The sequence below is a fragment of the Streptomyces nidicola genome (assembly GCF_050106155.1).
Taxonomy (GTDB): Bacteria; Actinomycetota; Actinomycetes; order Streptomycetales; family Streptomycetaceae; genus Streptomyces.
In genome coordinates this window covers 2,074,388-2,101,044 of sequence record NZ_JBNBPI010000001.1, presented here as the reverse complement: position 1 = coordinate 2,101,044, position 26,657 = coordinate 2,074,388, and the positions used below count along the sequence as shown (strand labels likewise).

The following is a 26,657-nucleotide window of genomic DNA, read 5'->3' as shown; positions in this document are numbered from 1 at the left end:
CGACGTATCAGGAGGAACCGTGTCCAAGCCCCCGCTGTCCGCTGAAGCCGTCGCCATGCTCGAGGAGGCGAACCCGGCCACCGTCGCCACGCTCCGCAAGGACGGGTCGCCCGTGTCCGCGGCGACCTGGTACCTCTGGGAGGACGGCCGGGTGCTGCTCAACATGGACGAGGGGCGGGTCCGCCTCGGGCACCTGCGCCGCGACCCGCGGCTCACCCTCACCGTCCTCGACAAGGACAGCTGGTACACCCACATCACCCTCATCGGCCGAGCCGTCGAGATCCGCGAGGACAAGGGCCTCGCCGACATCGACCGGATCTCGACCCACTACGCGGGCGGCCCCTACCCGGAGCGTGACCGGGCCCGGTTCACGGCGGTCGTGGAGATCGACCGCTGGCACGGCTGGGGCGAGTTCCGCGACAGCGACCAGGCGACGGTGTAGGTGTAGCCCCGGGGTCGTCCGGCTGAGGACTACGGGACCCGCGCCGTCCACTCGTCCGTGCCGAACTTGGTGCGTACGAGCTCCCGGGCGCGGGCCAGTTCCTCGTCGGTCACCTTGTCCTCGGTCAGCCCGTACCGGCTCCGGAACGAGTCGATCATGCGCGAGATGACCTCCTCGCGGGGCAGGCCGGTCTGGCGGCGCAGCGGGTCGACGCGCTTCTTGGCGCTCTTCGTGCCCTTGTCGGACAGCTTCTCCTTGCCGATGCGCAGCACGTCGACCATCTTGTCGGCGTCGATGTCGTACGACATCGTCACGTGGTGCAGCACCGCGCCCTGCCCGGCCGCGACCCGCTTCTGCGCGGCGCCCGCGACCTTGCCGACGTCCGTGGCGATGTCGTTGAGCGGCTGGTACCAGGCCTTGATGCCCATGTCGGCGAGGGCGCCGAGCACCCAGTCGTCCAGATAGGCGTAGGAGTCCTGGAAGGAGAGGCCGGAGACGAGGGACTCGGGGACGGCGAGCGAGTACGTGATCGTGGACTTGGGCTCGGCGAACATCGCGCCGCCGCCCGAGACCCGGCGCACCACCGTCACACCGTGGCGCTCCACGCCCTCCGGGTCGACCTCGTTGCGCAGCGACTGGAAGCTGCCGATGATCACCGCGGGCCGGTCCCACTCCCACACGCGCAGCGTCGGCGGGCGCTTGCCGAGCGCGACCTGTTCCACCATCACCTCGTCCAGCGCCATGTGCAGGACGGGGGACTGGGGCGCGTCGTGGATCAGCTGCCAGTCGTAATCCCGCCAGTCCGTGGCCTGGGCGAGCGCGCGGCGCACCGCCGTGGCGACGCCCTCCGTGGTGAGGCCGAGCATGACCGTGCCGGCGGGCAGGCCCGCGTCGATCCGGGCGGCGAGGGCGGCGGTGTCGGCGTCGGCCGGGGCGCCTTCGAGCGCGGCGTTGATCGAGAGGAGCGCGTCGTCCGGTTCCAGGAAGAAGTCGCCCGCCACCCGGACCTGGCGCAGCACGCCGTCCGCCACGTCCACGTCGACGACGACGAGCTTGCCGCCGGGGATCTTGTACTCGCCGTGCACGGTGTGCCGCCTTCCACCAGGTTGTCCGTCTTCGCGGACAACGCTAACCGGAGTCCGGACATTCCCGGGCACGGGCGGGCCCCGCGTCGGCCCCCGCGCCACTCCCGCCGGTATTGACACTTCGTCAGATCTCCCGCATCGTCGCCCCGCGCACGCCCACCGGACCGGCTACCGGAGGAGTTCGCCCATGGACCTCGACGACACCCCCGTCCCCGACTACGCCGCCCTGCACCGCGTCGACCGCCGCGCCTTCGTCCTGCTCGGCGCGGGCAACGGCATCGGGCGGCAGACCGCCCACGCGCTCACCTCGGCGGGCGCGCGCGTGCTGTGCGTGGACGTCGACAAGGAGCGGGCTGAGGCGGTCGCGGCACAGACGGGTGGCGTCCCGTACGTGGCGGACGTGACGCGGCGGCAGGACATGCGGGCGCTCTTCGCTTACGCGCAACGGGAGTTGGGCCCTGTCGGCGGCGTCGTCGACATCGTCGGCATGGCCCGCTACGAGGCCCTGGACGCGCTCGACGACGACGCGTGGGCGTGGCACTTCGACCTGGTCCTGCGGCACGCCTGGCTCACCGTTCAGTACGGGGGAGCGGCGGTGGCGGCGGCGGGCGGCGGGCCGCTGGTGTTCGTGGCGTCCGTGTCCGGGCTCACGGCGGCGCCGCTGCACGGGGCGTACGGGGCCGCCAAGGCGGGGCTGATGTCCCTGGTGCGGACGGCCGCCGTCGAGTACGGGGGGCGTGGGGTGCGGGTCAACGCGGTGGCGCCGGGTGTGGTGTGGACGCCGCGGGTCGCGGGGCTGCTCGGGGAGGAGGGGCGCGCGGCCAACGCGGCGAACGCCCCGCTCGGCCGCGTCGCCCAGCCCGCCGACATCGCCGCGGCCCTCCTCTTCCTGGCCTCGCCGCTCTCCTCGTACGTGACCGGCCAGACGCTCGTCGTGGACGGCGGTACCGGGGTCAAGTTCCCGTACCCGACGATCGGCGATACGTAAGGGATACGCGGATACGCGGATACGCGGCGTGGCCTGAAGTCTCAGGTGTCACGGGCTTCTCAAGCACCTTATTCGGTAAGGCTATTGACTAATCCCCGCATGAAGCCACAAGAATCTGTTGGCTCACGTTCGATTGTGGCGAGTCATGTTGGCTTCGAGGGGATTTCCGCATGTCTGCTGGTCGTAGATCCGTCAGTCGTAGCTCCGTCAGCCGTAGGTCCGTGCTGGCCGCGAGTGCCGTCGCCCCCGTCGTGGGGGCGCTCGCCGTGCCCCCGGCCGGTGCCGCCGAGGGCCGCGCGGGGAGCGTCGGGCGCCGCACCGTCGAGCTCGCCGACGGCTGGCGTTTCGCGCTGGTCAGCCCGGACGGCATCACCGATCCGACCGGCGCGTACGCCGACGCCGAGCGGCCCGACCACGACGACGCGAAGTGGCGGAAGGTCGCCGTCCCGCACGACTGGTCCATCGAGCAGACGCCCACCACCGAGCACAACACGACGAGCGGCACGGGCTTCCTGCCCGGCGGACTCGGCTGGTACCGCAAGACGTTCACGGTGCCGAAGGCGTACGCGGGCAAGCGGATCTCCGTCGAGTTCGACGGCGTGTACATGGACGCCAACGTCTACGTGAACGGTGAGCTCGTCACCCACCACCCCTACGGCTACACCGGGTTCGCCCACGACATCACCGACCTGCTGCACGTCGACGGCGCCACCCCCAACCTCCTCGCCGTCGAGGTCCGCAACCGGCTGCCCAGCAGCCGCTGGTACTCCGGCAGCGGCATCTACCGCAGGGCCCGCCTCGTCGTCACCGAACCGGTGCACGTCGAGCGCTGGGGCACGTTCGTCACGACGCCCGACCTCGCCCAGACCCTCAAGAAGGGGTACGCCACCGTCGACGTGCGCACGAGCGTCGCCAACGCCGCGGGCGCCGCGCGCGACGTGACGGTCCTCTCCACGGTCCGCGACGCGAAGGGCCGCCGCGTGGCGCGCGCCGAGTCGACCCTCGCGGGAGTGGGCAAGGACGGCAAGACGGATCACGTCCAACTCCGGATCACCAAGCCGGAGTTGTGGTCCATCGAGACTCCGGGGAACCGCTACACGCTCGTCACCGACCTGCGCGTCGACGGCCGCACCGTCGACACCTACCGCACCCGCTTCGGCCTCCGGCACGCCACCTTCGACCCCGACGAGGGCCTCTCGCTCAACGGCACCCACACGAAGATCAAGGGCGTCGACCTGCACCACGACCTCGGCGCGCTCGGCGCCGCCGTGCAACCCGACGCCGTCCGCCGCCAGTTGACCATCATGAGGTCCATGGGCGTCAACGCGCTGCGCACCTCGCACAACCCGCCCGCGCCCGAGGTCATCGAGGCTTGCGAGGACCTCGGCCTGATCATGCTCGTCGAGGCCTTCGACTGCTGGCGCACCGGCAAGAACACCTACGACTACGGGCGCTTCTTCGACGAGCACTCCGACGCCGACATCGCCGAGATGGTGCGCGCCGCCCGCAACTCCCCGGCCGTCCTCATGTGGTCCATCGGCAACGAGATCCCCGACTCCACCCAGACGCAGGGCATCGCCATGGCGGAGCGCCTCATCGCCGACGTCAAGGAACTCGACGGCACCCGCCCGATCGTCATCGGCTCCGACAAGTACCGCTCGCTGCCCGCCGTGGGCTCACCCGCCGACAAGATCGTCGCCGGGCTCGACGGCCTCGGCCTCAACTACAACACCGCCGCCTCCGTCGACGCACTGCACAAGCGCTACCCGCACCTGTTCCTCTTCGAGTCGGAGTCCTCGTCCGAGACGTCGAGCCGCGGCACGTACCAGGAGCCGCAGCACCTCAACACGGGCGAGAACCACACCCCCGGCAAGCGCGCCACCTCCTCCTACGACAACAACCTCGCCTCCTGGACCATGAGCGGCGAGTACGGCCTGAAGAAGGACCGCGACCGGCGCTTCTTCGCCGGTGAGTTCCTGTGGTCCGGCATCGACTACATCGGCGAGCCCACCCCGTACGACGTGTTCCCGGTGAAGGCCTCGTTCTTCGGCGCGGTCGACACGGCCGGCTTCCCGAAGGACATGTACCACCTCTTCCGCAGCCAGTGGGTCGACGAGCCGATGGTGCATCTGCTGCCCATGGACTGGACGACGCACGAGGACGGTCAGGAGGTGGAGGTGTGGGCGTACGCCAACGTCGCCGAGGTCGAGCTGTACCTCAACGGCCGTTCCCTGGGCGTGCGTTCCTTCGACGCGAAGAAGACCGTCGACGGCCGCCCGTACCTGGAGACCACGGAGGCCACTCACGACGACAAGACCGTCACGTCCGGCCCCTACCCCGGCAGCTACACCTCGCCGAACGGCAGCGCGGGCAAGCTGCACCTGACGTGGAAGGTGCCCTTCGCGGCCGGTGAGCTGAAGGCCGTCGCGCGGCGCGGCGGCAAGACGGTGGCGACGGATGTGCTGCGCACGGCGGGCGCCCCGCATGCGGTGCGTCTGACGGCGGACCGGAAGTCCGTCGCGGCGGACGGGCGGGCCCTCGCCTTCGTCACTGCGGAGGTCGTCGACGCGAAGGGAACCGTCGTCCCCGACGCCGCGCGGCTCCTCGAATTCACCGTGAAGGGCGGCCACTTGGCGGGCGTCGACAACGGGCAGCAGGAGTCCGCCGAGCGCTATCAGGCCAGTACCCGCACCACGTTCCACGGGCTCGCGCTCGCGATCGTGCGCGCCGGAACCGAGCCGGGCTCCCTCACCGTCACGGCGCGCGCGGACGGGCTGCGGCAGGGCAGGGCGACGCTGCGCGTCACCGGCCCGGCGGGAGAACCCGTCACCCCGGCCGATCCCTTCGTCCCCGACCCGGGCCCGGGAGCCATCAAGTACCCGCACGCCGAAGCCAGTTACTCGGGCGCCGCCAAGACGCTCCCCGCCGCGATGCTCGACGGCGACCCGGCCACCCAGTGGTCCAACGCGTTCAACAAGGCCGCCACCGCCCTGCTGCCCGCCTTCAAGGGGGCGCGGCCGGAGGACTGGGTGTCGGTGACCTGGGCGGAGGAACGGCAAGTGGGCCGCGTCGAGGCCTCCTTCACGGTCGACGCCACCCACTCCCTGCCCGCCGCGATCGAGGTGGCGGTAGGCGACGGCGACACCTATGAGGTCGTGGACGACGCCGACATCGCCTGGGCCAAGGCCTCCGGCGAGCCCACCGTCATCACCTTCGACGCGGTACGCGGACGATCGCTGCGCCTGAAGCTGACCAGCCGCAAGCCCGGGGACGTCACGGGCGCCGTGGGGGTCAGCGCGCTGGACGTGGCGCAGTCGTGACACCCCCGCACAGCGTCGACACGCCCCCGTACGGCGTCGATGCACCCAGGGCGACGTGCGCGCGTTCGTGCACGACCACCGCCAGGACTGGCGCGACCGGGGTACGGACCGGGCGGTACCGGGTGTTCGGCGGGCCGCACGGAAAGACGACTTGACCGACACCCGGTCGACGGCGTGTCCTACGGTTTCCGGAAGGCATCCGGAGATCTCTCGGAAGCGTGTGTCGACGGAGGTGGGGAACGTGGGCGGGGAAGCCGATCGGCGCAAGGCGGCCACGAAGAGTCCTGAGGGGCCGGCCAAGGTGACGATCACCGAGATCGCGCGGGAGGCGGGAGTGTCCGTGCCGACCGTCTCGCGGGTCGTCAACGGTCGCTCCGACGTCTCGCCCGGCACCCGGGCCCGCGTCGAGGACCTGCTGCACCGCCACGGGTACCAGCGGCGGGCGCCCGCGCCCGGGGCCCGGGCGGCCCTGCTCGACCTGGTCTTCAACGACCTGGACAGCCCGTGGGCCGTGGAGATCATCCGGGGCGTCGAGGAAGCCGCCCACGAGGCAGGGGTGGGGACGGTCGTCTCCGCCATCCACGACCGGGCGGGCGACGCGCGGGAGTGGATGACCAACCTGCGGGCCCGCGCGTCGGACGGCGTGATCCTCGTGACCTCGGTGCTCGACCCCGGCCTTCGGGACGAACTGCGGCGGCTGCGCGTGCCGTTGGTGGTGATCGACCCGGCGGGCTCTCCCGTGACGGACGCGCCGACCGTCGGCGCCACCAACTGGGCGGGCGGGATGGCGGCCACCGAGCATCTGCTGGAACTCGGGCACCGGCGCATCGGGTTCATCCAAGGGCCGCCGCGGCTGCTGTGCTCCCGGGCCCGCCTCGACGGCTACCGCGCCGCGCTCGACGTCGCGGGCGTGCCGGTCGAGGACGAGCTGATCGTGTCCGGCGACTTCTACCACGCGTCGGGGTTCGACGGCTGCCAGCGGCTGCTCGACCTCGACGAACCGCCCACGGCGATCTTCGCGTCCAGCGATCAGATGGCGCTCGGCGCGATCGAGGCGCTGCGGCGGCGCGGGCTGCGTGTGCCCGAGGATCTGAGCGTGGTCGGTTTCGACGACCTTCCGGAAGTCCGCTGGTCGGCGCCGCCGCTCACCACGGTGCGCCAACCGCTGTCCGACATGGGCAAGTTGGCGGCCCGTACCGCGCTCGACCTGGCCCGTTCCGTGGAACCGGCGGCTCCGCGCGTCGACCTCGCCACGGAGCTCGTGGTGCGGGCCAGTACGGCCGCGCTCCGGAGCGTGTAACTCCGCTACAGCACCTGTGAGGGGTGTCAACGGCCCTTTTTTGTTAAGGGCGTTGACACCCCTGATTTGTGTCCGTAACTTCCGTGGCCATCTACCGATAGTTTTCGGATCTCTTCCGGAAGGTGCGCCATGTCAGCCTCCGATCTCTCCCGCCGCCGATTCATGGGCGCCGCCACGGCGGCCGGTCTCGGCGCCGCCGCGCTCACCGCCTGCGGCGGCTCCGACACCGGAGGCGGGAAGGACGGTTCGGGCCGAACCGTCATCGAATGGTGGAACATCCAGACCACCGAGCCGTCGAAGACCATCTGGCCCCAGCGGGCGAAGGCTTTCGAGGCCGAGCACCCGAAGGTGCGGATCAAGCTCGTCACGCTGGAGAACGACGCCTACAAGTCGAAGATGACGGCGCTGACCAGCTCCGGAAAGCTTCCGGACATCTACCACACGTGGGGCGGCGGCGTTCTGCAGCAGCAGATCGACGCGGGGATGGTCGAGGACCTCACCGGGCCCATGAAGTCCTGGGCCGACACCCTGGTGCCCGCCTCCGTCAAGCCCTACCAGTTCGACGGCAAGACCTACGCGGTGCCCTTCGACATCGGCGCCGTCGGCTTCTGGTACAACAAGGCGCTCTTCAAGAAGGCCGGCATCAGCGAACCGCCCACCACCTGGGACGACTACCTCGACACGATCAAGAAGCTGAAGTCCGCGGGCATCACTCCGATCGCCCTCGCGGGCAAGGAGAAGTGGCCCGGCATGTACTTCTGGTCGTACCTGTCGATGCGGATCGCCGGGGTCGACGGCATGCAGAAGGCCGCCGACGCCAAGGACTTCACCGGCGACGACTTCGTCAAGGCGGGCGAACACCTCAAGGAACTCGTCGCCCTCAAGCCGTTCCAGAAGGGCCACCTCGGCGCCGCGTACTCCACTCCGAACGGCGAGGCCGCCACCATGGGCAACGGCAAGGCGGCCATGGAACTCATGGGCCAGTGGGCGCCCGTCGTGCAGGCCGACGCCGGCAAGGGCATCGGCAAGGACCTCGGCTTCTTCCCGTTCCCCTCGGTCGCGGGCGGCAAGGGAGCGGGCACCGACGTGTTCGGCGGAGGCGGCGGCTACGCGCTGCGCAAGGGCGCGCCGAAGGAGGCCATGGAGTTCATGAAGTTCTTCATGACCGCCCAGTCCGACCGCATCCTCGTCTCCAAGGCCAACCTGATACCCGTCGTCAAGGACGCCGAGAGCGCGCTCAAGGACCCCAACCTGACCGCCGTCTCCGACATGCTCCGCAAGTCGACCGGCTTCCAGCTCTACCTCGACCAGGCCTACCCGCCGGCCGTCGGCCAGGAGATCAACGACTCCGTCGCCGCGCTCATCGCGGGCTCCAAGTCCCCCGACCAGGTGGCCCGTTCGGTGACCCAGGTCGCCAAGAGCCAGTAAGAGACCATGACTTCGACCTACGTCAAGGACGCCGCCGAGCCCCTCGTCAAGGAGCCGGAGCCCGGCCCCGGCAACCGGCGTCCGCTCGCCCGGCGCGTCAAGGACTGGCTGACCGCCTTCTCCTTCACCCTGCCCGCACTGATCCTCTTCGGCGCGCTCGTCCTCGCGCCGATCATGTACGCGCTGTACGTCAGCCTCTTCAACTGGGGCGGATTCGGCTCGCCTTCCGACTACACGGGTCTGTCCAACTACAGCCGCCTCATCAAGGACCCGGTGTTCCTCGGCGACCTGTGGCGCGGACTGCTCCTGGTCGGCTTCTCCGTCCTCGTCCAGCTGCCGTTCGCGCTCGCCATGGCCGTGCTGCTCAACCAGAAGCTGCGCGGCCGGGCGATCTACCGGATGCTGTTCTTCGCCCCGTACGTACTGTCCGAGGTGATCACCGGCGTCCTGTTCTCCATGATCTTCGCGCCGGACGACGGGCTCGCCGACAACGTGCTCGGCGCGGTCGGTCTCGACGGGCTCGGCGGCCTGTGGTTCGCCGACCAGTCGACCGTCATGCCGACCCTGTTCCTCGTGATGACCTGGAAGTTCTTCGGCTTCCACATGATGCTGTACCTGGCGGGCCTCCAGGGCATCCCGGCCGAACTGCACGAGGCCGCCCGGATCGACGGTGCCGGCGCCTGGCAGCGCTTCCGGCACGTCACCCTGCCGCTGCTCGGACCCACCATCCGGATCAGCGTGTTCCTGTCGATCATCGGCGCCATCCAGCTGTTCGACCTGGTGTGGGTGACCTCCCAGGGCGGCCCGGACCACGCCTCCGAGACGATGGCCATCACCCTGTTCCAGTTCGGGTTCAAGCGCTACCAGATCGGCTACGCCAGCGCGATCAGCATCGCCCTCTTCCTCATCAGCCTCGTCTTCGCCCTCGCCTACCAGCGCCTCGTGCTGCGCCGCGACACCGAAGGAGCCCTCACCAACATGCGAGCCACCCGATGACCGCCCCCAGCGCGGTGGGCCGCCGCCGCTTCGGCAAAGTGCCCCTGTACGTGATCGTGTGGCTGGTCGGCATCGTCATGGTGACACCGCTGCTGTACGCGCTCGTGTCCGGCTTCAAGTCCACCGACCAGCTCTCCAGCAACCCCTTCGGCCTGCCCTCACCCTGGGTGACGTCCAACTACACTGACATCCTCGCCTCCGGATCGTTCTGGCGGATGCTCGGCTCGTCCACCCTCGTCGCCGTCGGGACGACCCTCCTGACCGTGGGGACGGCCGCCCTCGCCGCGTTCTCCCTCGCCCGGTTCGCCTACCGGGGACGGGAGTTGATGTTCACGCTCTTCACCATCGGGCTGATGTTCCCGTTCGCCGTGGCGATCCTGCCGCTGTTCGTCCTGCTGCGCACCTTCGGTCTCCTCGACAATCCGTGGGGCGTGATCCTGCCGCAGGCCGCGTTCGGGCTCCCCATCACCATCGTCATCCTGCGCGGCTTCTTCCGGCAGATCCCCGGCGAACTGGAGGAGGCGGCCACCCTCGACGGCTGCTCGCCCTTCGGCTTCTTCTGGCGCATCCTGCTGCCGATGGCGCGCCCCGCGCTCGGCACCGTCTCCGTCCTCGCCATCGTCAGCAGCTGGAACAACTTCCTGCTGCCCCTGCTGGTGTTCAGCAACGAGACCTGGTGGACGATCCCCGTCGGCGTCCAGCAGTTCCAGGGGCAGTACGCCGCCGACATCGCCCGCGTCTTCGCCTACCTGGTCCTCGCCATGGTCCCGGCGCTCGCCTTCTACGCGGTCGCCGAACGGCAGCTGATCGGCGGCATCACCATGGGCGCGACCAAGGGCTGACGTCCCGACCAAGGGCTGACGTCCCGAACCCCCTTCACCATCTGCACCGCACCTGAGGAGATCCATGGCTCAGCCCTGGCAGGACACCACCCTTCCCGCCCACGTCCGGGCGGCGGACCTGCTCGCCCGGATGACCGCCGAGGAGAAGACGGCGCAACTGTCCAGCGTGTGGCTGGGCGCCGCCATCGGCTCCGACGCCGAGGCCGCCGTGGCACCCGGACAGCACGAGTACGCCGCCGAGAGCGCGGACCTCGACGCCCTCCTCCCGTACGGCCTCGGCCACCTCACCCGCCCCTTCGGCACCGTCCCCGTCGACCCCACCGAAGGCGCCGCCCGCCTCGCCGCGCTGCAGCGCCGCATCCGCGCCGGCAACCGCTTCGGGCTGCTCGCGCTCGCCCACGAGGAGTGCCTGACCGGCTTCGTGGCCTGGCAGGCCACCGTGTTCCCGACCCCGCTCGCCTGGGGCGCCACCTTCGACCCCGCCCTGATCACGGAGATGGCACGGGCGATCGGCGGCTCCATGGGCACGGTCGGCATCCACCAGGGCCTCGCCCCGGTCCTCGACGTCGTACGCGACCCGCGCTGGGGCCGCACCGAGGAGTCGATCGGCGAGGACCCCTACCTCGTCGGCACCATCGGCACCGCCTACGTACGCGGCCTCGAAGCGGCGGGCATCGTCGCCACGCTCAAGCACTTCGCCGGCTACTCGGCCTCGCGCGCCGCCCGCAACCACGCGCCCGCCCCGCTCGGGCCGCGCGAGCTGGCCGACGTGATCCTGCCGCCGTTCGAGATGGCGCTGCGCGAGGGCGGCGCCCGCTCCGTGATGGCCGCGTACAACGACATCGACGGCCTGCCCGCCCACGCGCACACCGGGCTCCTCACCCAACTCCTGCGTGGTGAATGGCAGTTCGGTGGGACGGTCGTCTCCGACTACTTCGGCGTCGCGTTCCTGGAGTCCGCCCACCGGGTCGCCGCGTCCGGGGCGGCGGCGGGCGAACTCGCGCTCGCGGCGGGCGTGGACGTCGAACTCCCGGCCGCCCACTGCTTCGCGACCGACGAGGGCCTCTCGGAGGAACTGCTCGACCGGGCGGCGCTGCGCGTCCTCACGCAGAAGTGCGAACTGGGGCTGCTCGACCCGGAGGAGGGCGAGCCGGAGCCCCCGGCCGAACCGGTCGACCTGAACCCGCCCCACATGCGGGAGTTGGCGGCCAAGGTCGCGCAGGAGTCCGTGGTCCTCCTCGCCAACGACTCGGGCCTGCTGCCGCTCCCGGGGACCGGCGCCCTCCGCGTCGCCCTCGTCGGCCCGCTCGCCGACGAGCAGGCCGCGATGCTCGGCTGCTACACGTTTCCGCGCCACGTCGGCGTCAACCACCCCGAACTGCCCACCGGCGTCGACGTCCCGACCTTCGCGGAGGCGCTGCGCGCGGAGCTGCCGGGCGCGGAGTTCGTGACCGACCCCGCGCGCGCTGACATCTGCCTGGCCGTGGTGGGGGACCGCTCGGGCCTGTTCGGGCGCGGCTCGTCGGGCGAGGGCTGCGACGCGGAGGACCTGGAACTGCCGTACGGGCAGGGTGAGTTGCTCGACGAGGCGTTCGCCTCCGGGGTGCCGACCGTCATCGTCGTCCTCAGCGGACGCCCCTACGCGCTCGGCCGCTGGGCGGACCGCGCGGCCGCCGTCGTCCAGGCCTTCTTCCCCGGCCAGGAGGGCGGCGCGGCGGTCGCGGGCGTGCTGTCCGGCCGCGTCGAACCGTCCGGGCGCCTCCCCGTCGGCGTGCCGCGCACCCGCGGCGGCCAGCCCGCCGCGTACCTCGCGCCGCCGCTCGGCCGGCACGGCGGGCCCAGCAACATCGACCCCACCGCGCTCTACCCGTTCGGCCACGGCCTCTCGTACACCACGTTCGCCTGGGACGCCCCGCAGTGCGAGGACCCCGAGTTCGGCACCGACGGAGAGGTGTCGCTGAAGCTCACCGTGCGCAACACGGGCGAGCGGCCCGGCACCGAGGTCGTCCAGCTCTACCTCCACGACCCGGTCGGCTCCGTCGCCCGCCCCGAGGCCCGGCTCGTCGGCTACGCCCGCGTCCCCCTCGACCCCGGGGCCTCGGCCGAGGTCCACGCCACGTTCCCCGCCGACCTCGCCGCGTACACCGGCGCCGACGGCCGCCGCGTCGTCGAACCCGGCGCCCTCGAACTGCGCGTCGCCGCGTCCAGCGAACACGTCCACCACACGGTGCCGCTCACCCTCACGGGGCCGGTGCGAGAGGTGGGCCACGACCGCCGGATGCGCTGCGAGCTACGCGTGAAGTGACGTGCTCGACCAGCCGTGAACCCCGTGAAGTGACGCACTCAACCATCCGTGAAACACGTCCAGTTGAGGAGATCAGCCATGCGCACGACCCGCATCAGATCCGCCGCCCTCGCCGCCGCGACGGCCACCTTGCTCATCGGCGGCCTCGCCACCGTCCCGGCCGCAGCCGCCCCCGACAACGGCAAGAAGCCCGGCGCCTCCGCCACCCTCCACGACCTCGCCCGCGCCCAGGGCCGCTACTTCGGCGCCGCCGTCGACAACCCGGAGCTCGACGACGCCCCGTACGCCGACCTCCTCGGCCGCGAGTTCGGCCAGACCACACCCGGCAACGGCATGAAGTGGTACGCCACCGAACCCCGGCGCGGCGTCTTCGACTTCACCGCGGGCGACGAGATCGTCGACTACGCCCGCGCCAACGGGCTCAAGGTCCGCGGCCACACCCTCCTGTGGCACAGCCAGCTGCCCGACTGGCTGTCCTCCGGGACCTGGAGCGCCGACGAACTCCGCTCGATCCTCAGGAACCACATCACCAAGGTGGTCAAGCACTACCGCGGCAAGGTCTTCGCCTGGGACGTCGCCAACGAGATCATGAACGAGGACGGCACGTACCGGGAGAACATCTTCTACAAGACCCTCGGTCCCGGTTATATCGCCGACGCCCTGCGCTGGGCCCGCGCCGCCGACCCCAAGGTCAAGCTGTACCTCAACGACTACAACGTCGAGGGCACGGGCGCGAAGTCCGACGCGTACTACGCGCTGATCAAGCAGCTCAAGGCCGACCGCGTGCCCATCGACGGCTTCGGCATGCAGGCCCACCTCGCGCTCCAGTACGGCTTCCCGTCCCAGATGCGGCAGAACATCCAGCGCTTCGCGGACCTCGGCGTCGACGTCGCCATCACCGAGCTCGACATCCGCATGCTCCTCCCCGCCGACCGGGCCAAGATCGCCCAACAGGCCGACTGGTACGGGCAGGTGACCGACGCCTGCCTCGCCGTGAAGCGCTGCGTCGGCATCACGCTGTGGGGCTACTCGGACCGGCACTCGTGGATCCCCGCGGTCTTCGAAGGCGAGGGCGCCGCCCTGCCCTGGGACGAGAACCTCCAGCACAAGCCGGCGTACGACGCGATCCGCAAGGCCCTGAAGGACTGACGCGTCAGTCCTCCGCCGTGCCGAGGCGCGCCTGCTCCTCCTCGACGATCCGGCGCGCGATCTCCGCGTCGGACACGTCGACGGCGTCCGGCGTCGCCTCGGCCATGGAGCTGCGCCGGGCGTACGCGTCGAACAGCCGGGACTTGTTGGCGAGTATCCTCACCAGCCGCTCGTCGACGCCGCCGGTCGCCAGGAGGCGGTGCACCCGCACCGATCTGACCTGGCCCATGCGGTGCGCCCGCGCCACCGCCTGGTGCTCAAGAGTCGGCTTGATCTGCGGCTCGCACAGGATCACCACCGAGGCGGCCTGAATGTTGAGCCCGACGCCACCGGCCTGGATCTGGGACACGAGGACGGCCGGCCCGTCGGTGTCCGCGAACTCGTCGACGAGCAGTTGTCTGCGCGCGGGCGGCACGCTGCCGGTGAGCGGGCCGAACACCGGGCCGCCGACGGGCGGTTCGGTGTCGAGGGCGCCCTTGACCGCGCCGAGCACGTCGCGGAAGTTGGAGAACACGACGACCTTGAGCCCGGCCTCCGCGGCGTCCCGGACGAGCTCGCGCAGCCGCTCCAGCTTGGCGGACCCGGCCGGGTGCGCGTACGCCGCCCGGCGCATGGCCATGAAGTTGCCCGACGCGACGGCCTCCCGGTAGGCGGCCTCGTCCTGGGGGCTCAACTCCTCCCACTCGTCCGTGTGTTGGAGGCTGGGCAGCTCGGCCAGTACGTCGTCCTGGTTGCGCCGCAGATAGACGGGGGCGACCGCCGTGCGGAAGGCGACGGAACCGGCGAGGCCGTCCTCCTCGTCGAGCCGGTCCGCGAGCGAGGGATCCAGTACGCGCACGAGGTTGCGGAACTCGCCGACGCGGTTCTCCATCGGCGTGCCGGTCATGAACAGCACCCGCTCGCAGCGCCCCGCCCATTCGGCCACGGCCTGCGAGCGCAGCGTCTCCGGGTTCTTCACCGCGTGCGCCTCGTCGACGACGAGCATCCCCACCTCGCCGCCGCCGGGCGCCGGAAGTCCGCGCAGCGCGTCGTACGTCGTGACGGCGACACCGCCCCGGCCCTTCCAGTCCGCGAAGGCCTCGCCCCGGTCGGAGCCGTGCACCGGCAGGACCCGCAGCGCGCTGCGGGCCTCGATCTCCCGCGTCCAGTTCACGAGGACGCTCGCCGGGCAGACGACCATGAAGTGGCTCTGCCCCTCGGTCGCCAGGTGGGTCAGTGCGGCGATGGCCTGGACCGTCTTGCCGAGCCCCATCTCGTCGCCGAGCAGCGCGCGGCGCCGCGCGAGCGCGAAGCGGGCCCCGAACGCCTGGTAGCCGCGCAGCGAGACCCGCAGCCGCGACTCGTCGAGCTGCTGTGTCCGCACCTGCTCCGCGATGTCGGCGGGCAGGAAGCCCTCGGCGGCGTCCTTGTCCGGCGTCAGGCCGGAGATCTCACCGAGCACGCTGTAGTACTCGGCGGAGCGCACCTCGAAGTCGACCCACGCCGCCACGTCCGTCGCGGGACCGCGCAGCAGGTCGACCGAGGCCTGCGCGAACAGCGGCCCGGTGCCCGCCCGCTCGGCCTCCGCGACGACGGCCCGCACCTGCTCGGCGGCCTCGAGGGCGCGGGTGCGCCGGGCGCGCCCGGTGAACAGCAGCCGCAGCCGGCCCGCCGCGGGCCGCGCCTCGTCGAGCAGCGGTCCGAGCCGGCGGGCGATGCCGGCCGCGGTGTCGACGGCGTGCCGCGCGTCGGGGCCGGCCTCCACCAGCACGTGCAGCGCCGTGACCAGCGCGGTCGTCCGGGGTTCCGGCTCGTCCACGTCGAGCGGCACGGCCGCCGTCTGCCGTACGCGCTCGGCGAGCCGGCCCGCGGCGGCCAGCAGTTGCGTGGCGGTCTGCGGGCCCACGCCGTGGATCTGGTTGAGGCGGGCGGGGCCGGCGTCGAGGACCTGCCGGACCGTGCGGAGGCCGTCCCGTTCGACGAGCCCGACGCGGACGCGGCCGTCCGTGGCCTCCTGGAGCCGGGCCACGGGCATGGTGTCGAGGACGCGGGCGACGGACTCGTCGAGGAGCGGTGTGAGGGCGTCCCGGACCGCGCCCACGGCCCGTGCGTGGTCGTCGAGCAGGCCGCGTACGGCCGCGTAGAGGCGTGAACCGTCGGCGACGGCCTCCCGCTCCGTGCGTCCCATTGGGCCTGCCCTTCTCGTGCCGAGTCCGGCTCCGGCCGGTCCCTGCATCTTCGCATCGGGGTGTGACAGCGGGCCTGGTGTCCAGCAACGGGGTTGCGGCCACGGGGCTCTGCCCCGGACCCCGCGGGCTCTCGTCCCAAGAGCGGGGCTGAAAAGATCGGGGCTCTGCCCCGGACCCCGCTGCTCAATCGCCGCAGGGGCTTCAAATACCGCCGCCGCACCGGCGGTCGCACGGCCGCCGTGATGGAAACACCGGCAACCTTTCCCACCACCCGCGGCGACAGCATTCCGGCACGTGCCACCCGGCACGCGTTCCCCCACCACGTACGGAGTGCATCAGCTGATGAGTGACACCCGCAGCAAGCCCCGGCACCGCAGACGCCGGACCGTTCTCCTCGCAGGCGCCCCGCTCGCCGTCGCCGCCGCGGCCGCCCTCGCCTACGGCGGCGGGTTCCTCGGCGCGGACGGAGCGGATTCGGCGAGCGCCGCCACCGCCGCCGAGACCGCTGCCGCGTGGGCCGACGACACCGCCGACGGCTTCGCGTCCGTCGACGCGCACGGCCAGGACGGCACGTACGGCGGGCGCGGCGGCGAGACGGTCACCGTGAAGACCCTGGCCGACCTGGAGAAGTACGCGACCGCGAGCAAGCCCTACGTCATCGTGGTCGCGGGCGAGATCAAGATGGACCCCGTCGGCAAGGAGATCAAGGTCGCCTCTGACAAGACCATCGTGGGCGCCGGCACCGCCGGGCACATCGTCGGCGGCGGCTTCTTCCTCGGCACCGGCGTGCACAACGTGATCATCCGCAACCTGACGATCCGCGACTCCTACCAGGGGACGTGGAACGACAAGGACCACGACTTCGACGCCGTCCAGATGGACGGCGCGCACCACGTGTGGATCGACCACAACGACCTGCGCAGGATGGCCGACGGGCTGATCGACGTCCGTAAGGACTCGACGAACATCACCGTCTCCTGGAACAAGCTCAGCAACGACAACAAGGCCTTCGGCATCGGCTGGACCGAGAACGTCGTCACCGACATCACCATCCACCACAACTGGATCCGCGAGACCGAACAGCGCAACCCCTCCACCGACAACGCCGCGCACGCGCACCTCTACAACAACTACTTGCAGGACGACGCGGGCACCGACATCACGTCCTCGTACGGGAACTACTCGCGCGGCAAGACGAAGATGGTCCTGGAGAACAGCTACTTCCAGGGCGTCAACAACCCCGTCATCAAGGACGACACCGCCACCCTCGTGCAGCGCGGCAGCGTCTTCTCCGGCACCAGCGGGCGCAACGAGAGCGGCGGCACCGCCTTCTCCCCGTCGGACTTCTACGACTACAAGCTGGACAAGGCGGCGGACGTACCGGGCCTGCTCAAGTCCGGTGTGGGGCCCAGGAGTTCGATCGGAACCGCGAGCGCGACCGCTGTGAAGAAGGCCGCCGCGAGCACGCTCACCGTCGCCGCCGACGGCAGCGCCCAGTACAAGACGGTGCAGGCCGCCGTCGACGCCGTGCCCGCGAACAACACCGCGCGCGTGGACATCAAGGTCGCGCCGGGCACGTACCGCGGCACGGTGACCGTCCCGGCGAACAAGCCGCACGTGACGATCGTCGGCACCGGTTCGAGCCGCAAGTCGACCGTCCTCGTCGAGGGGCACGCCGCCGGTTCGAAGAAGCCGGACGGATCGACGTACGGCACCTCGGGCAGCGCCACCGTCACCGTCCTCGCCGCCGACACCCAACTGCGCAACCTGAGCGTGAGCAACGACTACGACGAGAGCAAGGACACCTCGATCGCCGCGCAGGCGGTCGCGCTGCGCACCAGCGCCGACAAGGTGTTTCTCGACTCGGTCGTCACCAGCGGCGACCAGGACACGCTGCTGCTGGACGGCGCGGGCAAGCGCGTCTACATGAAGAACTCGTACGTCGTCGGCAACGTCGACTTCATCTTCGGCGGCGCCACCGCCGTCATCGACCAGTCCGTGATCACCCTGAAGAAGCGGTGGGACGGCACGTCGGCCGGGTACGTCATGGCGCCGAGCACCGCGGCGGGCAAGAAGGGACTGCTCGTCAACCGGACCACGATCAGCGGCGACGTCTCCGCCGGCAGCTTCCACCTCGGCCGCAACTGGCACGCGGGCGGCGACACGTCCCTCGACCCGCAGGCCACCGTCCGCGACTCCACGCTGGGCGCCGCGATCAAGGCGAAGCCGTGGACGGACATGGGCGGCTTCTCGTGGAAGGACGACCGGTTCGCCGAGTACAAGAACACCGGGGACGGGGCCGGTTCGGCGAGCGCCGACCGGCCGCAGCTGAGCGACTCGCAGGCCGCGCAGCAGGAGGTCGCGGACTGGCTGGGGGACTGGACGCCGACGGCGTCCTGACCGGTGGGAGGTGTACGCGGCGGCGCTCACCGCGCCGCGTACAACTCCTCGATGTCCTTGGCGTACGCCTCCAGGACCGCCGCCCTGCGGACCTTCAGGGACGGAGTGAGCAGGCCCTGATGCGTGCTGAACTCGTGCGGCAGGATGCGGAAGGCGCGGATCGACTCGGCGCGCGAGACGCGGGAGTTGGCACGTGACACAGCGCGCTGGATGTGGCCGTGCAGTTCCTCGTCGAGAACCGCCTCCTCGGGGGCGGTGAGGCTGCGGCCCTTGAGCACCTGCCAGCTCGCCAGGGCCTCCGGGTCGAGCGTGATCAGGGCCGTCACGTAGGGGCGGTTGTCGCCGATCGCCAGACAGCCGGAGATCAGCGGATGGGCGCGCAGCTCCTCCTCGAGGGTCTGCGGGGAGACGCTCTTGCCGCCGCTGGTGATGATGATGTCCTTCTTGCGGCCTGTGATCACCAGATAGCCGTCGGCATCGAGGTGGCCGAGGTCGCCGGTGGCGAACCAACCGTCGCGCAGCGCGGCCTCGTTGGCCTTGCGGTTGTTGAGGTAGCCCGCGAACACGACGTCGCCCGCCACCCAGATCTCGCCGTCGTCCGCGATGTGGACGGCGTTGCCGGGCAGCGGCTTGCCGACCGTGCCGTGCCGCACCGCTCCCAGCGGCTGCACGGTGACCGCGGCCGCCGTCTCCGTCAGCCCGTAGCCGTTGTAGACGGTGATGCCGCAGCCCTGGAAGAACAGGCCGAGGTCACGGGAGAGCGGCGAGCCGCCCGACACCGCGTTGCGCACCCGGCCGCCGAGCACCGCCCGCACCTTCGCGTACACGAGTCGGTCGTACACCTTGTGCATGAGCCGCATGCGCGGTCCGGGGCCCGGCCCCTCGCCCGCCGCGTGCCGCTGCACCGACCCCGCGTACCGGATCGCGGTGCGCACCGCCCGCTCGAACAGGGAGGTGTGGCCGCCCTCCTGGGCGTTGATCCGGGCCTTGGCGAAGACCCGCTCGAAGATGTACGGGACCGCGTACATCAGCGTCGGCCGGAACGCGGCCAGCGCGGGCAGCAGCGCGCTGGGGGAGACGTCGGGCTGGTGGGCGAGGTTGATCCCGCCGCGCACCGAACTGATCACCACCATCAGGCCGTAGCAGTGGGCGAGCGGCAGGAAGGCGAGCAGGGACTGCTGTACGTCGGGCGGCGTGAGCACGGCGCCCCAGCCGGCCAGGAGGTTGTCCGACTCGGACGCCAGGTTGCCGTGCGTGATGACGCAGCCCTTGGGGCGGCCCGTCGTGCCCGACGTGTAGCAGATGACGGCGGTGTCCCGCGGGTCCACCGAGGCCCGCAGCTGGTGCACGTCCTCGTCGCGCACCGCGGCGCCCGTCTCGACGAGCCGGTCGAGACCGCCCGAATCCAGCTCCCACAGGCGGGTCAGATCGGTGCGCGCGCCGTAGGCGGCGGCCACGGTCATCGCGTTGTGCTCGTTCTCGACGACGACACCCACGGCGTCCGTGTCGTACAGGATCCACCGCACCTGCTCCGCCGACGACGTCGGATACACCGGCACCACCTCGGCGCCCACGGTCCACAGCGCGTACGCGATGAGCGTCCACTCGTAGCGGGTGCGCGACATCACGATCACCCGGTCGCCCATGCCGACCCCACTGGCGAGGAAGCCGCGGGCCACGGCCGTCACTTCGTCCCGGAAGCGCGAAGCGGTGATCTCCCGCGTCGGCCGGCCGCCTTCGAGCAGCGTGAACTGCGTGCGGTCCGGGGACTCCAGTGCGGAACCGAAGACCGAGTCGGCAAGACCCCCCGACACCAACGGTGGCGCCAGGCGGGGCACTGCGAGTTGCCGCATGTGACTGCTCATCGCTCCCTCTGGTAGGCAGACCGTGTTGACGATTCAACCTGAATGCGTCGGAACGGCAAGCTACATCCAAGGGGACCTTTTCGCCCCGGTGTTGGATAACGAATCGGCAGTCACCTGCGGCGCTTCGGATAGGCTGCTGGCTCCCAATGGCATGTACACCTAGAGGAGCGATCTCCGTGAAGCGGCGCCCGACCCTGGCCGGACTGACGATGGTGCTGGTGGTCGCGCTCGCGGCCTGCGGGGGTGGTCCGCGGCAGGGCACCTCGGGGCACGGCGGCGGCAAGGACACCGGAAGTCACACCGTGCGCCAGGACGACATCGAGAAGGTGACCGGAGTGCGTGACGGGGTGCGGCACGTGACCCGCCGCACGACCCGCGCCACCCGGCCGCACCTGGTGAAGAAGTGCGACACGGACACCCGCAGGGTCCGGCACACCAAGCGCAGCCACGGCCGCACCAAGACCTCCTACACGACGAAGAAGGTCCGCGACTGCCACAAGGTGCGCAGGGGCACCGAGAAGTACACGCGGGTCCTGCGGGCCGAGCACTGGTGCGTCCGCCTCGACGACGTGGGCGGCAAGCGCACGGCGGACGACCAGTGGTTCCGGGTCAACTCCACGGTCTACGGCCGGGTGCAGGGGGAGGCCGACCGCGCGAAGGTCACCATCCAGCCGCTCCGCAAGGGCTGCTGAGCCGGGCCGCTTCGCAAGAGGTGCTGATCCGGGCCGCTCCGCAAGGGGTGCTGCGCCCGGGCACAGCAGACCGGGCGCAGCAGCCCGGGCCGGCTCACGTGGCGGCGACCTCCGGGATGCGCTCCTTCACCAGCGCGTAGAGGACGACCGCCACGGCCATCACTCCGGCCGCGGTGAACACGCCCGCGGCCCAACTGCCCGTCGCATCACGCAGCACACCGCTGACGACGGGGCTGGCCACCGCGCCGATCTCCGCGACCAGGTTGAACAGGCCGAACAGCGAACCGCGGTCCTTCTCCGGGGCGAGGTCGCCGAGGATGCTGTGCACGATCGGCTGGAGCGCGTTGAAGAACAACCCCGAGCAGAACAGGATCAGGCCGAGCAGCAGCAGCGACGGGTCGCCGTTCGCGACGCTGATGCCGAACGCCACCGCGAGCACCGTGTGCACCGCCGCGCACGTCACGGCGAGCGGCTTGCGTCCCTTGCCCGCGCGCACCCGCCGGTCCGCGATCCAGCCGCCGACCGGGAAGCCGATGATGCCCGCGCCCGCGTTGAACGCCGCGGTGAGGGCCGCCGCGCCCAGGCTGCTGTGCGCCGCCTCCGCGACGATCTGCACCGACCAGAACGAGAAGAACCACAGATTCCACATCACGGCGATGAACCCGATGTAGATCAACCAGACGTTCCGGTTGAGGAGTTCGGAGCTGCGTCCGGTGCGGACGATGCCGCGGATCACGAGCGTCACCATGATCAGGAACAGCACGCCGGAGCCGACCGCGGTGAGCCAGTCGGGCCAGCTGAACTCGTCGGCCAGCAGGAAGAGTCCGGTGATCGCGACCGCCGCCGGGATCGAGTAGCCGATCAGCCGCAGCGCGGGCGGGCCGAGCCGCAGCGGCCTGTCGCCGCGCCCCCGGAAGAACGTCCACGTCGCCGCGGCCACCAGCAGTGACACCACACCGAACACGTACAGCGGCATGCTCCACGCCCGGCCGCCCATGCCCAGGGTGCCGCCCCAGTCGATCAGGTGCGGGGTGGCGACGATGCCGACGGTCAGGCCGATGGACAGGCCGGACAGGACGACGCCGAGGCCGATGGTGCGGCGGGCCGCGGGCGTGTGATTGATGACCAGGACACGGTCGTTGGAGTAGAAGACGCCCTCGCCGAGCCCGGTGAGCACGCGCGCCACGACGAAGCCGATGAGCCCGCCGGTCAGCCCGGAGACCAGGGTCAGCAGGCCCGCCCACAGCAGGGACACGACGAGCATCTCGCGGTGGCCGTAGCGGTCGCCGAGCCGGCCGCCCGCGTACTGCGTGAGCATGTAGCCGGTGAAGAACATCGAGCCGATGAGCCCGCCGAGCGTCGCCGGGTTCGAGGCGTCACCGATGAACCCCGCCTTGTTCTCGATCATCCAGGCGACGACGGGCCCGGTGACGGTGCGGTCGGCGTAGCTGATGAGCCAGCCCGCGAGCAGGAAGCCCCACAGGTGGGTGTAGTGCCCCGAGAAGAGCGCGCGGCCTCTGGCCTCGGTGGCGGTACGTGATGGAGCGCCGGTTTCCGGCATGGGTCCCCCTGGACACTGGGCGGCGGGAAAGCGCTTGCTAAGATCCCAGAGGCATGACGGCAGGTCAACGGGTCGACGGCACCCAGTTGAGTTCATCGGTGAGCGGCTCGGTGTTCACCGCTGGGCGGCCAGCACCGCCGCGAGCCCCGCTCGCAGGTCCTCGACGAAATACTCGGGAACCTCGAGGGCCGCGAAATGTCCGCCCTTTTCGGGCTCGTTCCACCGCACGATCTGCCGGTACCGCTCCTGCGCCCAGGGGCGCGGGCACTTCTCGACGTCGCGGGGATACGCGGTGATGGCCGCCGGGACGTCGACCCGGAGTTCGGGGTCCAGCGCGTTGTGGCTTTCGTAGTAGATGCGGGCCGCCGACGCTCCGGTCCGCGTCAGCCAGTACAGGGTGACGTCGTCAAGAATTCGGTCCATGGGGATCGTCTCGAACGGGCTGTCCTCGGTGTCCGTCCATTCGGCGAATTTGTCGAGGATCCAGGCGAGCAGCCCGACCGGTGAATCGACGAGGGCGTAGCCGATGGTCTGCGGCCGGGTCGCCTGCTGCTTCGCGTACGCCGCACGGTGGCGCGTCGTGGTGCCCAGCCAGAAGTCCCGGGTCTCCTCGGCCCATTGGCGCTCGACCGGCGTCAGCCCCTCCATGGCCGCCCCGGGCAGTCCTTCCGCGAACGTGGTGTGGATGCCGAGTACGTGCGCCGGGAACCTGGCGGCGAGCACCGTGGTGATGTTGCCGCCCCAGTCTCCACCGTGGGCCAGGAACCTGTCGTATCCGAGCCTTCCCATCAGCTCCACCCAGGCGGCCGCGATCTTCTCGGTTCCCCACCCGGTGGTGGCCGGCCTGTCGCTGTACCCGAAGCCGGGGAGCGAGGGCACCACGACGTGGAACGCGGGCGCGTCCGCGTCCTTCGGATCCGCCAGCTCGTCCACGAGGTCGGTGAAGCGGGCGACGCTGTCCGGCCAGCCGTGCGTCAGGAGCAGGGGAGTCGCGTCCGCGCGCGAGGAGCGGCGGTGCAGGAAGTGGATGCCCAGACCGTCGATGGCCGTGCGGAACTGGCCGATCGCGTTGAGGCGTGCCTCGAACGCCCGCCAGTCGTACCCGGTGCGCCAGTGGTTCACGACCTCGACGAGATCGGCGAGCGGGACGCCCTGTTCCCACCGGCGCGGGCCGGGCCCGGCGTCGCGAACCGTCTCGGCCTCCGGCAGCCGCGCCGCGGCCAGCCGCGCGCGCAGATCCTCGAGGTCGGCGTCGGTCGCGTGGGCTTCAAAAGCTTGTACGTCGCTGGTGGGGCGGGGCATGAGGGGCCTCCTGGCCATCGCGGAACCGGCTAAGACGGTTCTAGCAGGAGTCCGGACCGCGCGGCAACCGCCTAAGGTGGTTCCATGCGTGCTGGATTTCCTGACTTCCGCCTCGGCAACGTGCTCGCGACGAGCTTCACGGGGACCCTCTCGGAGCGGCACGGCAGCGCCGTGGAGCGGATTCCGGTGCCGCAGCGGCTCATCGACTGGCTGGCGGTGTACGGCCTCGCCGTCGACTCCTGCTCCCTCGCCGAGCTCGACCTCGCCCGGGAGCTGCGGGAGGCGATCCACGCCGCCGCGACGGCGGCCGCTGTCCAGGAGCCGCTGCCGGCATCCGCTGTCCAGGTCATCAACGACCGCAGCGCTCAGGGCCGGGCGGCGGCCGTCCTGACGCCCGACGGCGAGCGGCGCTGGCAGCTCGGACCCGAATCCCGCGTGGAGGACGCCCTCAGCGTGATCGCCGCCGACGCGATCGGCGTCATCTCGGGCGAACGGGACGGGAAGCTGGCCCTGTGCGCGTCGCCCACCTGCCGGGCCGCCTTCTTCGACACCAGCCAGAGCCGCACCCGCAGATGGTGCGACATGAACACGTGCGGGAACCGGCAGAAGAAGGCGCGCTTCCAGGCGAACCAGCGCAAGAACCTCGGCCCGGGGGGCTGAGCGGAGGGTTCACGCCTCCAGTTGGCGGGCCCGCCCCGCGCCGACGCCCGCGAGCCCCATCGGCACGCACAGCACCGCGAGCATCACCAGCGGCACCGTCCAGCCGCCCGTCGCGTCGTGCAGCGCGCCGAGCAGGAACGGGCCCGCGGCGGCGAGCAGATAGCCCACGCTCTGGGCCATGCCGGACATCTCCGCGGCACGCGCCGCGTCGGGGGAGCGCAGCACGATCACGGCGAGCGCCGTGCTGATCAGCAGGCCGCAGCCGAAGCCCTGCATCAGCATCCACGCGTACGCCCCGCCGACCGGTGCCACCAGCAGGCCGAGCACGGAGCCGAGGACGAGCAGCGTGCCGGTGAGGGCGAGGGCGACCTGGTTCGACGACCTGCCGACGAGCGCCGTGAAGGCGAGCGAACCCGCGATGCCCGCGAGGCTCATCACGGACAGCATCCACCCCGCCTGCGTACCGTCCATGCCTTGGCTGGTGAGCATCGCCGGGATCCATGCGGCGCACGCGTAGTACTGCAACGACTGGAGGCCCATGAGGAGCGTGATCTTCCAGGCGAGCGGTGAACGGCGCAGCGGGGTACGGGTGTTGGCCTCCTGCGTGCTCGTCGCGGGCGGCGCGTCCGAGCGGCGCAGCTGGGGCAGCCACAGGGCGAACGCGAGCGCGGAGAGCACGGCCCAGACGCCGATCGCGCCGCGCCAGCCGAGCCCGAGCGCGTCCCCGAGCGGCACGGTCACCCCGGCGGCGAGCGCGGCGCCGCAGAACAGGGCCACCGAGTACAGGCCCATCATCAGGCCGGTGCGGCGCTCGAAGTTGCGCTTGATGACGCTCGGCACGAGGACGTTCGAGAGGGATATCGCCGCGCCGATGAGGACGGTCCCCGCGAACAGCGCGGGCAGGCCGGGCGCGAGGCGCAGCGCGATGCCCGCCGTGAGCAGCGCCATCATCGCGCCGAGCGCCCGCGTCATGCCGATGCGCCGCGAGAGCTTCGCCGCGAACGGGGCGAGGAGGCCGAAACAGAGGATCGGCAGCGTGGTGAGCAGCCCCGCGAGCGAGCCGCTCAGCCCGGTGGAGTGCCGGATCGTGTCGAGCTCGGGCGAGACGGACACGACGCCGGGGCGCAGGTTCATGGCGATGAGGAGGATGCCGGCGGCGAGGAGGGGGCCTGCCGCCGTCGCGGTGGCGGCCGGCCTCGCGGCGGCGGTGGGGGCGGATGTGGGGGCGTTGTGCGGCATGCGAGCCAACGTAACATCCCATGTTTCGCGCTAGAGGGTTGATGAAAGGTGCAGATAGCTGCGCGAATGCGGGTAAATAGGTCTGGTCAGATCGCCGATACATGGGATATTTTTGCCCGCGTACCCCGAGCAGCGAGAAAGGTCACCCCGTGCCCGCACCAGCCAAGCCCGGCGCCACCCTGGTCCAGCGCACCATCGGCCGGATCGAGCAGCGCATCGAGCGCGGCGAGTGGGCCGTCGGCGACCGGATCCCGCCGGAGGGGCAGCTCGTGGAGGAGTTCGGCGTGGGCCGCAACACCGTGCGGGAGGCCGTCCGCGCGCTGTGCCACACCGGCCTGCTTGAGGCGCGGCGCGGCGACGGCACGTATGTGCGCGCCGCGAGCGACCTCAACGCCGCCCTCCAACGCCGCCTGCGCCGCGCCGAGTTGAAGCACATCCTCCAGGTCCGCCTCGCCATCGAACGGGAGGCGGCGCCCGCCGCCGCGGCCCACCGCGGCGAGGCCGACCTCGCCCGCATCCTGTCCGCCCTGCTCGCCCGGCACCGCGCCGAGGAGAGCGGGGACCCGGCCGCGTACGTCGAGAAGGACGTGGAGTTCCACCGGGCCGTCGTCGCCGCGAGCGGCAATCCGCTGATGACCGAGCTGTACGAGAGCATCGTCGAGTCGGTGCGCGACAGCATCGCCTCGCTGCGCCCGAGCTGGACGCCGGAGCTGCCCGGCGCGAGCGCCCACGACGACCTCGCCGACGCGATCGCGCGCAGCGACCCGGAGGCGGCGGCCAAGGCGGCCTGGGCGCACACGCTGACCGTGGAGGCGGCGATGGAGCGGATGGCGGCCGACGGGCGGCCGGAAGTGGCCGGTGGTCGCTGAACGACCCTGGAACGAGCGGGAATTGACCGCTCGTCGCCCCCTGTCC

The 26,657-nt window shown here is 71.1% G+C and carries 19 protein-coding genes; 13 read left to right on the top strand and 6 right to left on the bottom strand.

Going from position 1 to position 26,657, the window contains the following annotated elements; translation table 11 throughout:
* Window positions 1-19: 19 nt before the first annotated feature.
* Window positions 20-442, top strand: coding sequence for a PPOX class F420-dependent oxidoreductase (locus ACOKM3_RS09720; RefSeq protein WP_426898935.1), 423 nt, complete (start codon window positions 20-22; stop codon window positions 440-442).
* A 29-nt stretch (window positions 443-471) separates the two neighbouring features.
* On the opposite strand, the gene ACOKM3_RS09715 is transcribed toward ACOKM3_RS09720, so the two are convergent.
* Complete coding sequence (locus ACOKM3_RS09715) at window positions 472-1,527, bottom strand: lipoate--protein ligase family protein (RefSeq protein WP_426898933.1); 1,056 nt, start codon at window positions 1,525-1,527, stop codon at window positions 472-474.
* 187 nt (window positions 1,528-1,714) lie between these two features.
* Here ACOKM3_RS09715 and ACOKM3_RS09710 point away from each other — a divergent pair, with 187 nt between their 5' ends.
* The 8 genes from ACOKM3_RS09710 to ACOKM3_RS09675 all read left to right on the top strand — a co-directional run bounded on the left by ACOKM3_RS09710 (window position 1,715) and on the right by ACOKM3_RS09675 (window position 13,855).
* Window positions 1,715-2,515: an SDR family NAD(P)-dependent oxidoreductase gene (locus ACOKM3_RS09710; protein ID WP_426898931.1), complete on the top strand. Its 801-nt coding sequence runs from the start codon at window positions 1,715-1,717 to the stop codon at window positions 2,513-2,515.
* Window positions 2,516-2,685: 170 nt separating this feature from the next.
* Window positions 2,686-5,835, top strand: coding sequence for a sugar-binding domain-containing protein (locus tag ACOKM3_RS09705; RefSeq protein ID WP_426898929.1), 3,150 nt, complete (start codon window positions 2,686-2,688; stop codon window positions 5,833-5,835).
* 301 nt (window positions 5,836-6,136) lie between these two features.
* A complete protein-coding gene (locus tag ACOKM3_RS09700) occupies window positions 6,137-7,135 on the top strand; it encodes a LacI family DNA-binding transcriptional regulator (protein WP_426898927.1) in 999 nt (332 codons plus the stop codon).
* 129 nt (window positions 7,136-7,264) lie between these two features.
* Window positions 7,265-8,563, top strand: coding sequence for an extracellular solute-binding protein (locus ACOKM3_RS09695; RefSeq protein WP_426898925.1), 1,299 nt, complete (start codon window positions 7,265-7,267; stop codon window positions 8,561-8,563).
* Window positions 8,564-8,569: 6 nt separating this feature from the next.
* A complete protein-coding gene (locus ACOKM3_RS09690) occupies window positions 8,570-9,559 on the top strand; it encodes a carbohydrate ABC transporter permease (RefSeq protein WP_426898923.1) in 990 nt (329 codons plus the stop codon).
* Window positions 9,556-10,401 (top strand): carbohydrate ABC transporter permease, encoded by an 846-nt coding sequence (locus ACOKM3_RS09685; protein ID WP_426898921.1) that lies wholly within the window; start codon window positions 9,556-9,558, stop codon window positions 10,399-10,401. The genes ACOKM3_RS09690 and ACOKM3_RS09685 overlap by 4 nt, the downstream gene beginning before the upstream one ends.
* 64 nt (window positions 10,402-10,465) lie before the next feature.
* A complete protein-coding gene (locus ACOKM3_RS09680) occupies window positions 10,466-12,706 on the top strand; it encodes a glycoside hydrolase family 3 N-terminal domain-containing protein (RefSeq protein ID WP_426898919.1) in 2,241 nt (746 codons plus the stop codon).
* 78 nt (window positions 12,707-12,784) lie between these two features.
* Window positions 12,785-13,855 carry an endo-1,4-beta-xylanase gene (locus ACOKM3_RS09675; RefSeq protein WP_426898917.1) on the top strand — a complete coding sequence of 357 codons (1,071 nt, stop codon included), beginning with the start codon at window positions 12,785-12,787 and terminating at the stop codon, window positions 13,853-13,855.
* A gap of 4 nt (window positions 13,856-13,859) precedes the next feature.
* Here ACOKM3_RS09675 and ACOKM3_RS09670 read toward each other — a convergent pair whose 3' ends face one another.
* Window positions 13,860-16,022, bottom strand: a complete 2,163-nt coding sequence (locus tag ACOKM3_RS09670; RefSeq protein ID WP_426898915.1) for a DEAD/DEAH box helicase — start codon at window positions 16,020-16,022, stop codon at window positions 13,860-13,862.
* 343 nt (window positions 16,023-16,365) lie between these two features.
* Between ACOKM3_RS09670 and ACOKM3_RS09665 the strand changes: the two genes are divergently transcribed.
* Window positions 16,366-18,423, top strand: a complete 2,058-nt coding sequence (locus ACOKM3_RS09665; protein ID WP_426898913.1) for a pectinesterase family protein — start codon at window positions 16,366-16,368, stop codon at window positions 18,421-18,423.
* 26 nt (window positions 18,424-18,449) lie between these two features.
* On the opposite strand, the gene ACOKM3_RS09660 is transcribed toward ACOKM3_RS09665, so the two are convergent.
* Window positions 18,450-20,276 carry an AMP-dependent synthetase/ligase gene (locus tag ACOKM3_RS09660; protein WP_426898911.1) on the bottom strand — a complete coding sequence of 609 codons (1,827 nt, stop codon included), beginning with the start codon at window positions 20,274-20,276 and terminating at the stop codon, window positions 18,450-18,452.
* A 188-nt stretch (window positions 20,277-20,464) separates the two neighbouring features.
* Between ACOKM3_RS09660 and ACOKM3_RS09655 the strand changes: the two genes are divergently transcribed.
* Window positions 20,465-20,980 carry a hypothetical protein gene (locus tag ACOKM3_RS09655; RefSeq protein WP_426898909.1) on the top strand — a complete coding sequence of 172 codons (516 nt, stop codon included), beginning with the start codon at window positions 20,465-20,467 and terminating at the stop codon, window positions 20,978-20,980.
* Window positions 20,981-21,074: 94 nt separating this feature from the next.
* Here the strand turns inward: ACOKM3_RS09655 and ACOKM3_RS09650 are convergent, their stop codons facing one another.
* Window positions 21,075-22,541, bottom strand: coding sequence for an MFS transporter (locus ACOKM3_RS09650; RefSeq protein ID WP_426898907.1), 1,467 nt, complete (start codon window positions 22,539-22,541; stop codon window positions 21,075-21,077).
* Between the two features lie 114 nt (window positions 22,542-22,655).
* The gene (locus tag ACOKM3_RS09645; protein WP_426898905.1) at window positions 22,656-23,843 is read right to left on the bottom strand and encodes an epoxide hydrolase family protein; all 1,188 of its coding nucleotides are present in this window, start codon (window positions 23,841-23,843) and stop codon (window positions 22,656-22,658) included.
* 84 nt (window positions 23,844-23,927) lie between these two features.
* On the opposite strand from ACOKM3_RS09645, the gene ACOKM3_RS09640 reads away from it, so the two are divergent.
* Entirely contained in the window at window positions 23,928-24,503 is a 576-nt protein-coding gene (locus tag ACOKM3_RS09640; protein WP_426898903.1) for a CGNR zinc finger domain-containing protein, read from the top strand.
* A 9-nt stretch (window positions 24,504-24,512) separates the two neighbouring features.
* Here the strand turns inward: ACOKM3_RS09640 and ACOKM3_RS09635 are convergent, their stop codons facing one another.
* On the bottom strand, window positions 24,513-25,742 hold the full coding sequence (locus ACOKM3_RS09635; RefSeq protein ID WP_426898901.1) for a CynX/NimT family MFS transporter: 1,230 nt from the start codon (window positions 25,740-25,742) through the stop codon (window positions 24,513-24,515).
* Window positions 25,743-25,891: 149 nt separating this feature from the next.
* Here ACOKM3_RS09635 and ACOKM3_RS09630 point away from each other — a divergent pair, with 149 nt between their 5' ends.
* Entirely contained in the window at window positions 25,892-26,611 is a 720-nt protein-coding gene (locus ACOKM3_RS09630) for a FadR/GntR family transcriptional regulator (protein ID WP_426898899.1), read from the top strand.
* Window positions 26,612-26,657: the final 46 nt, after the last annotated feature.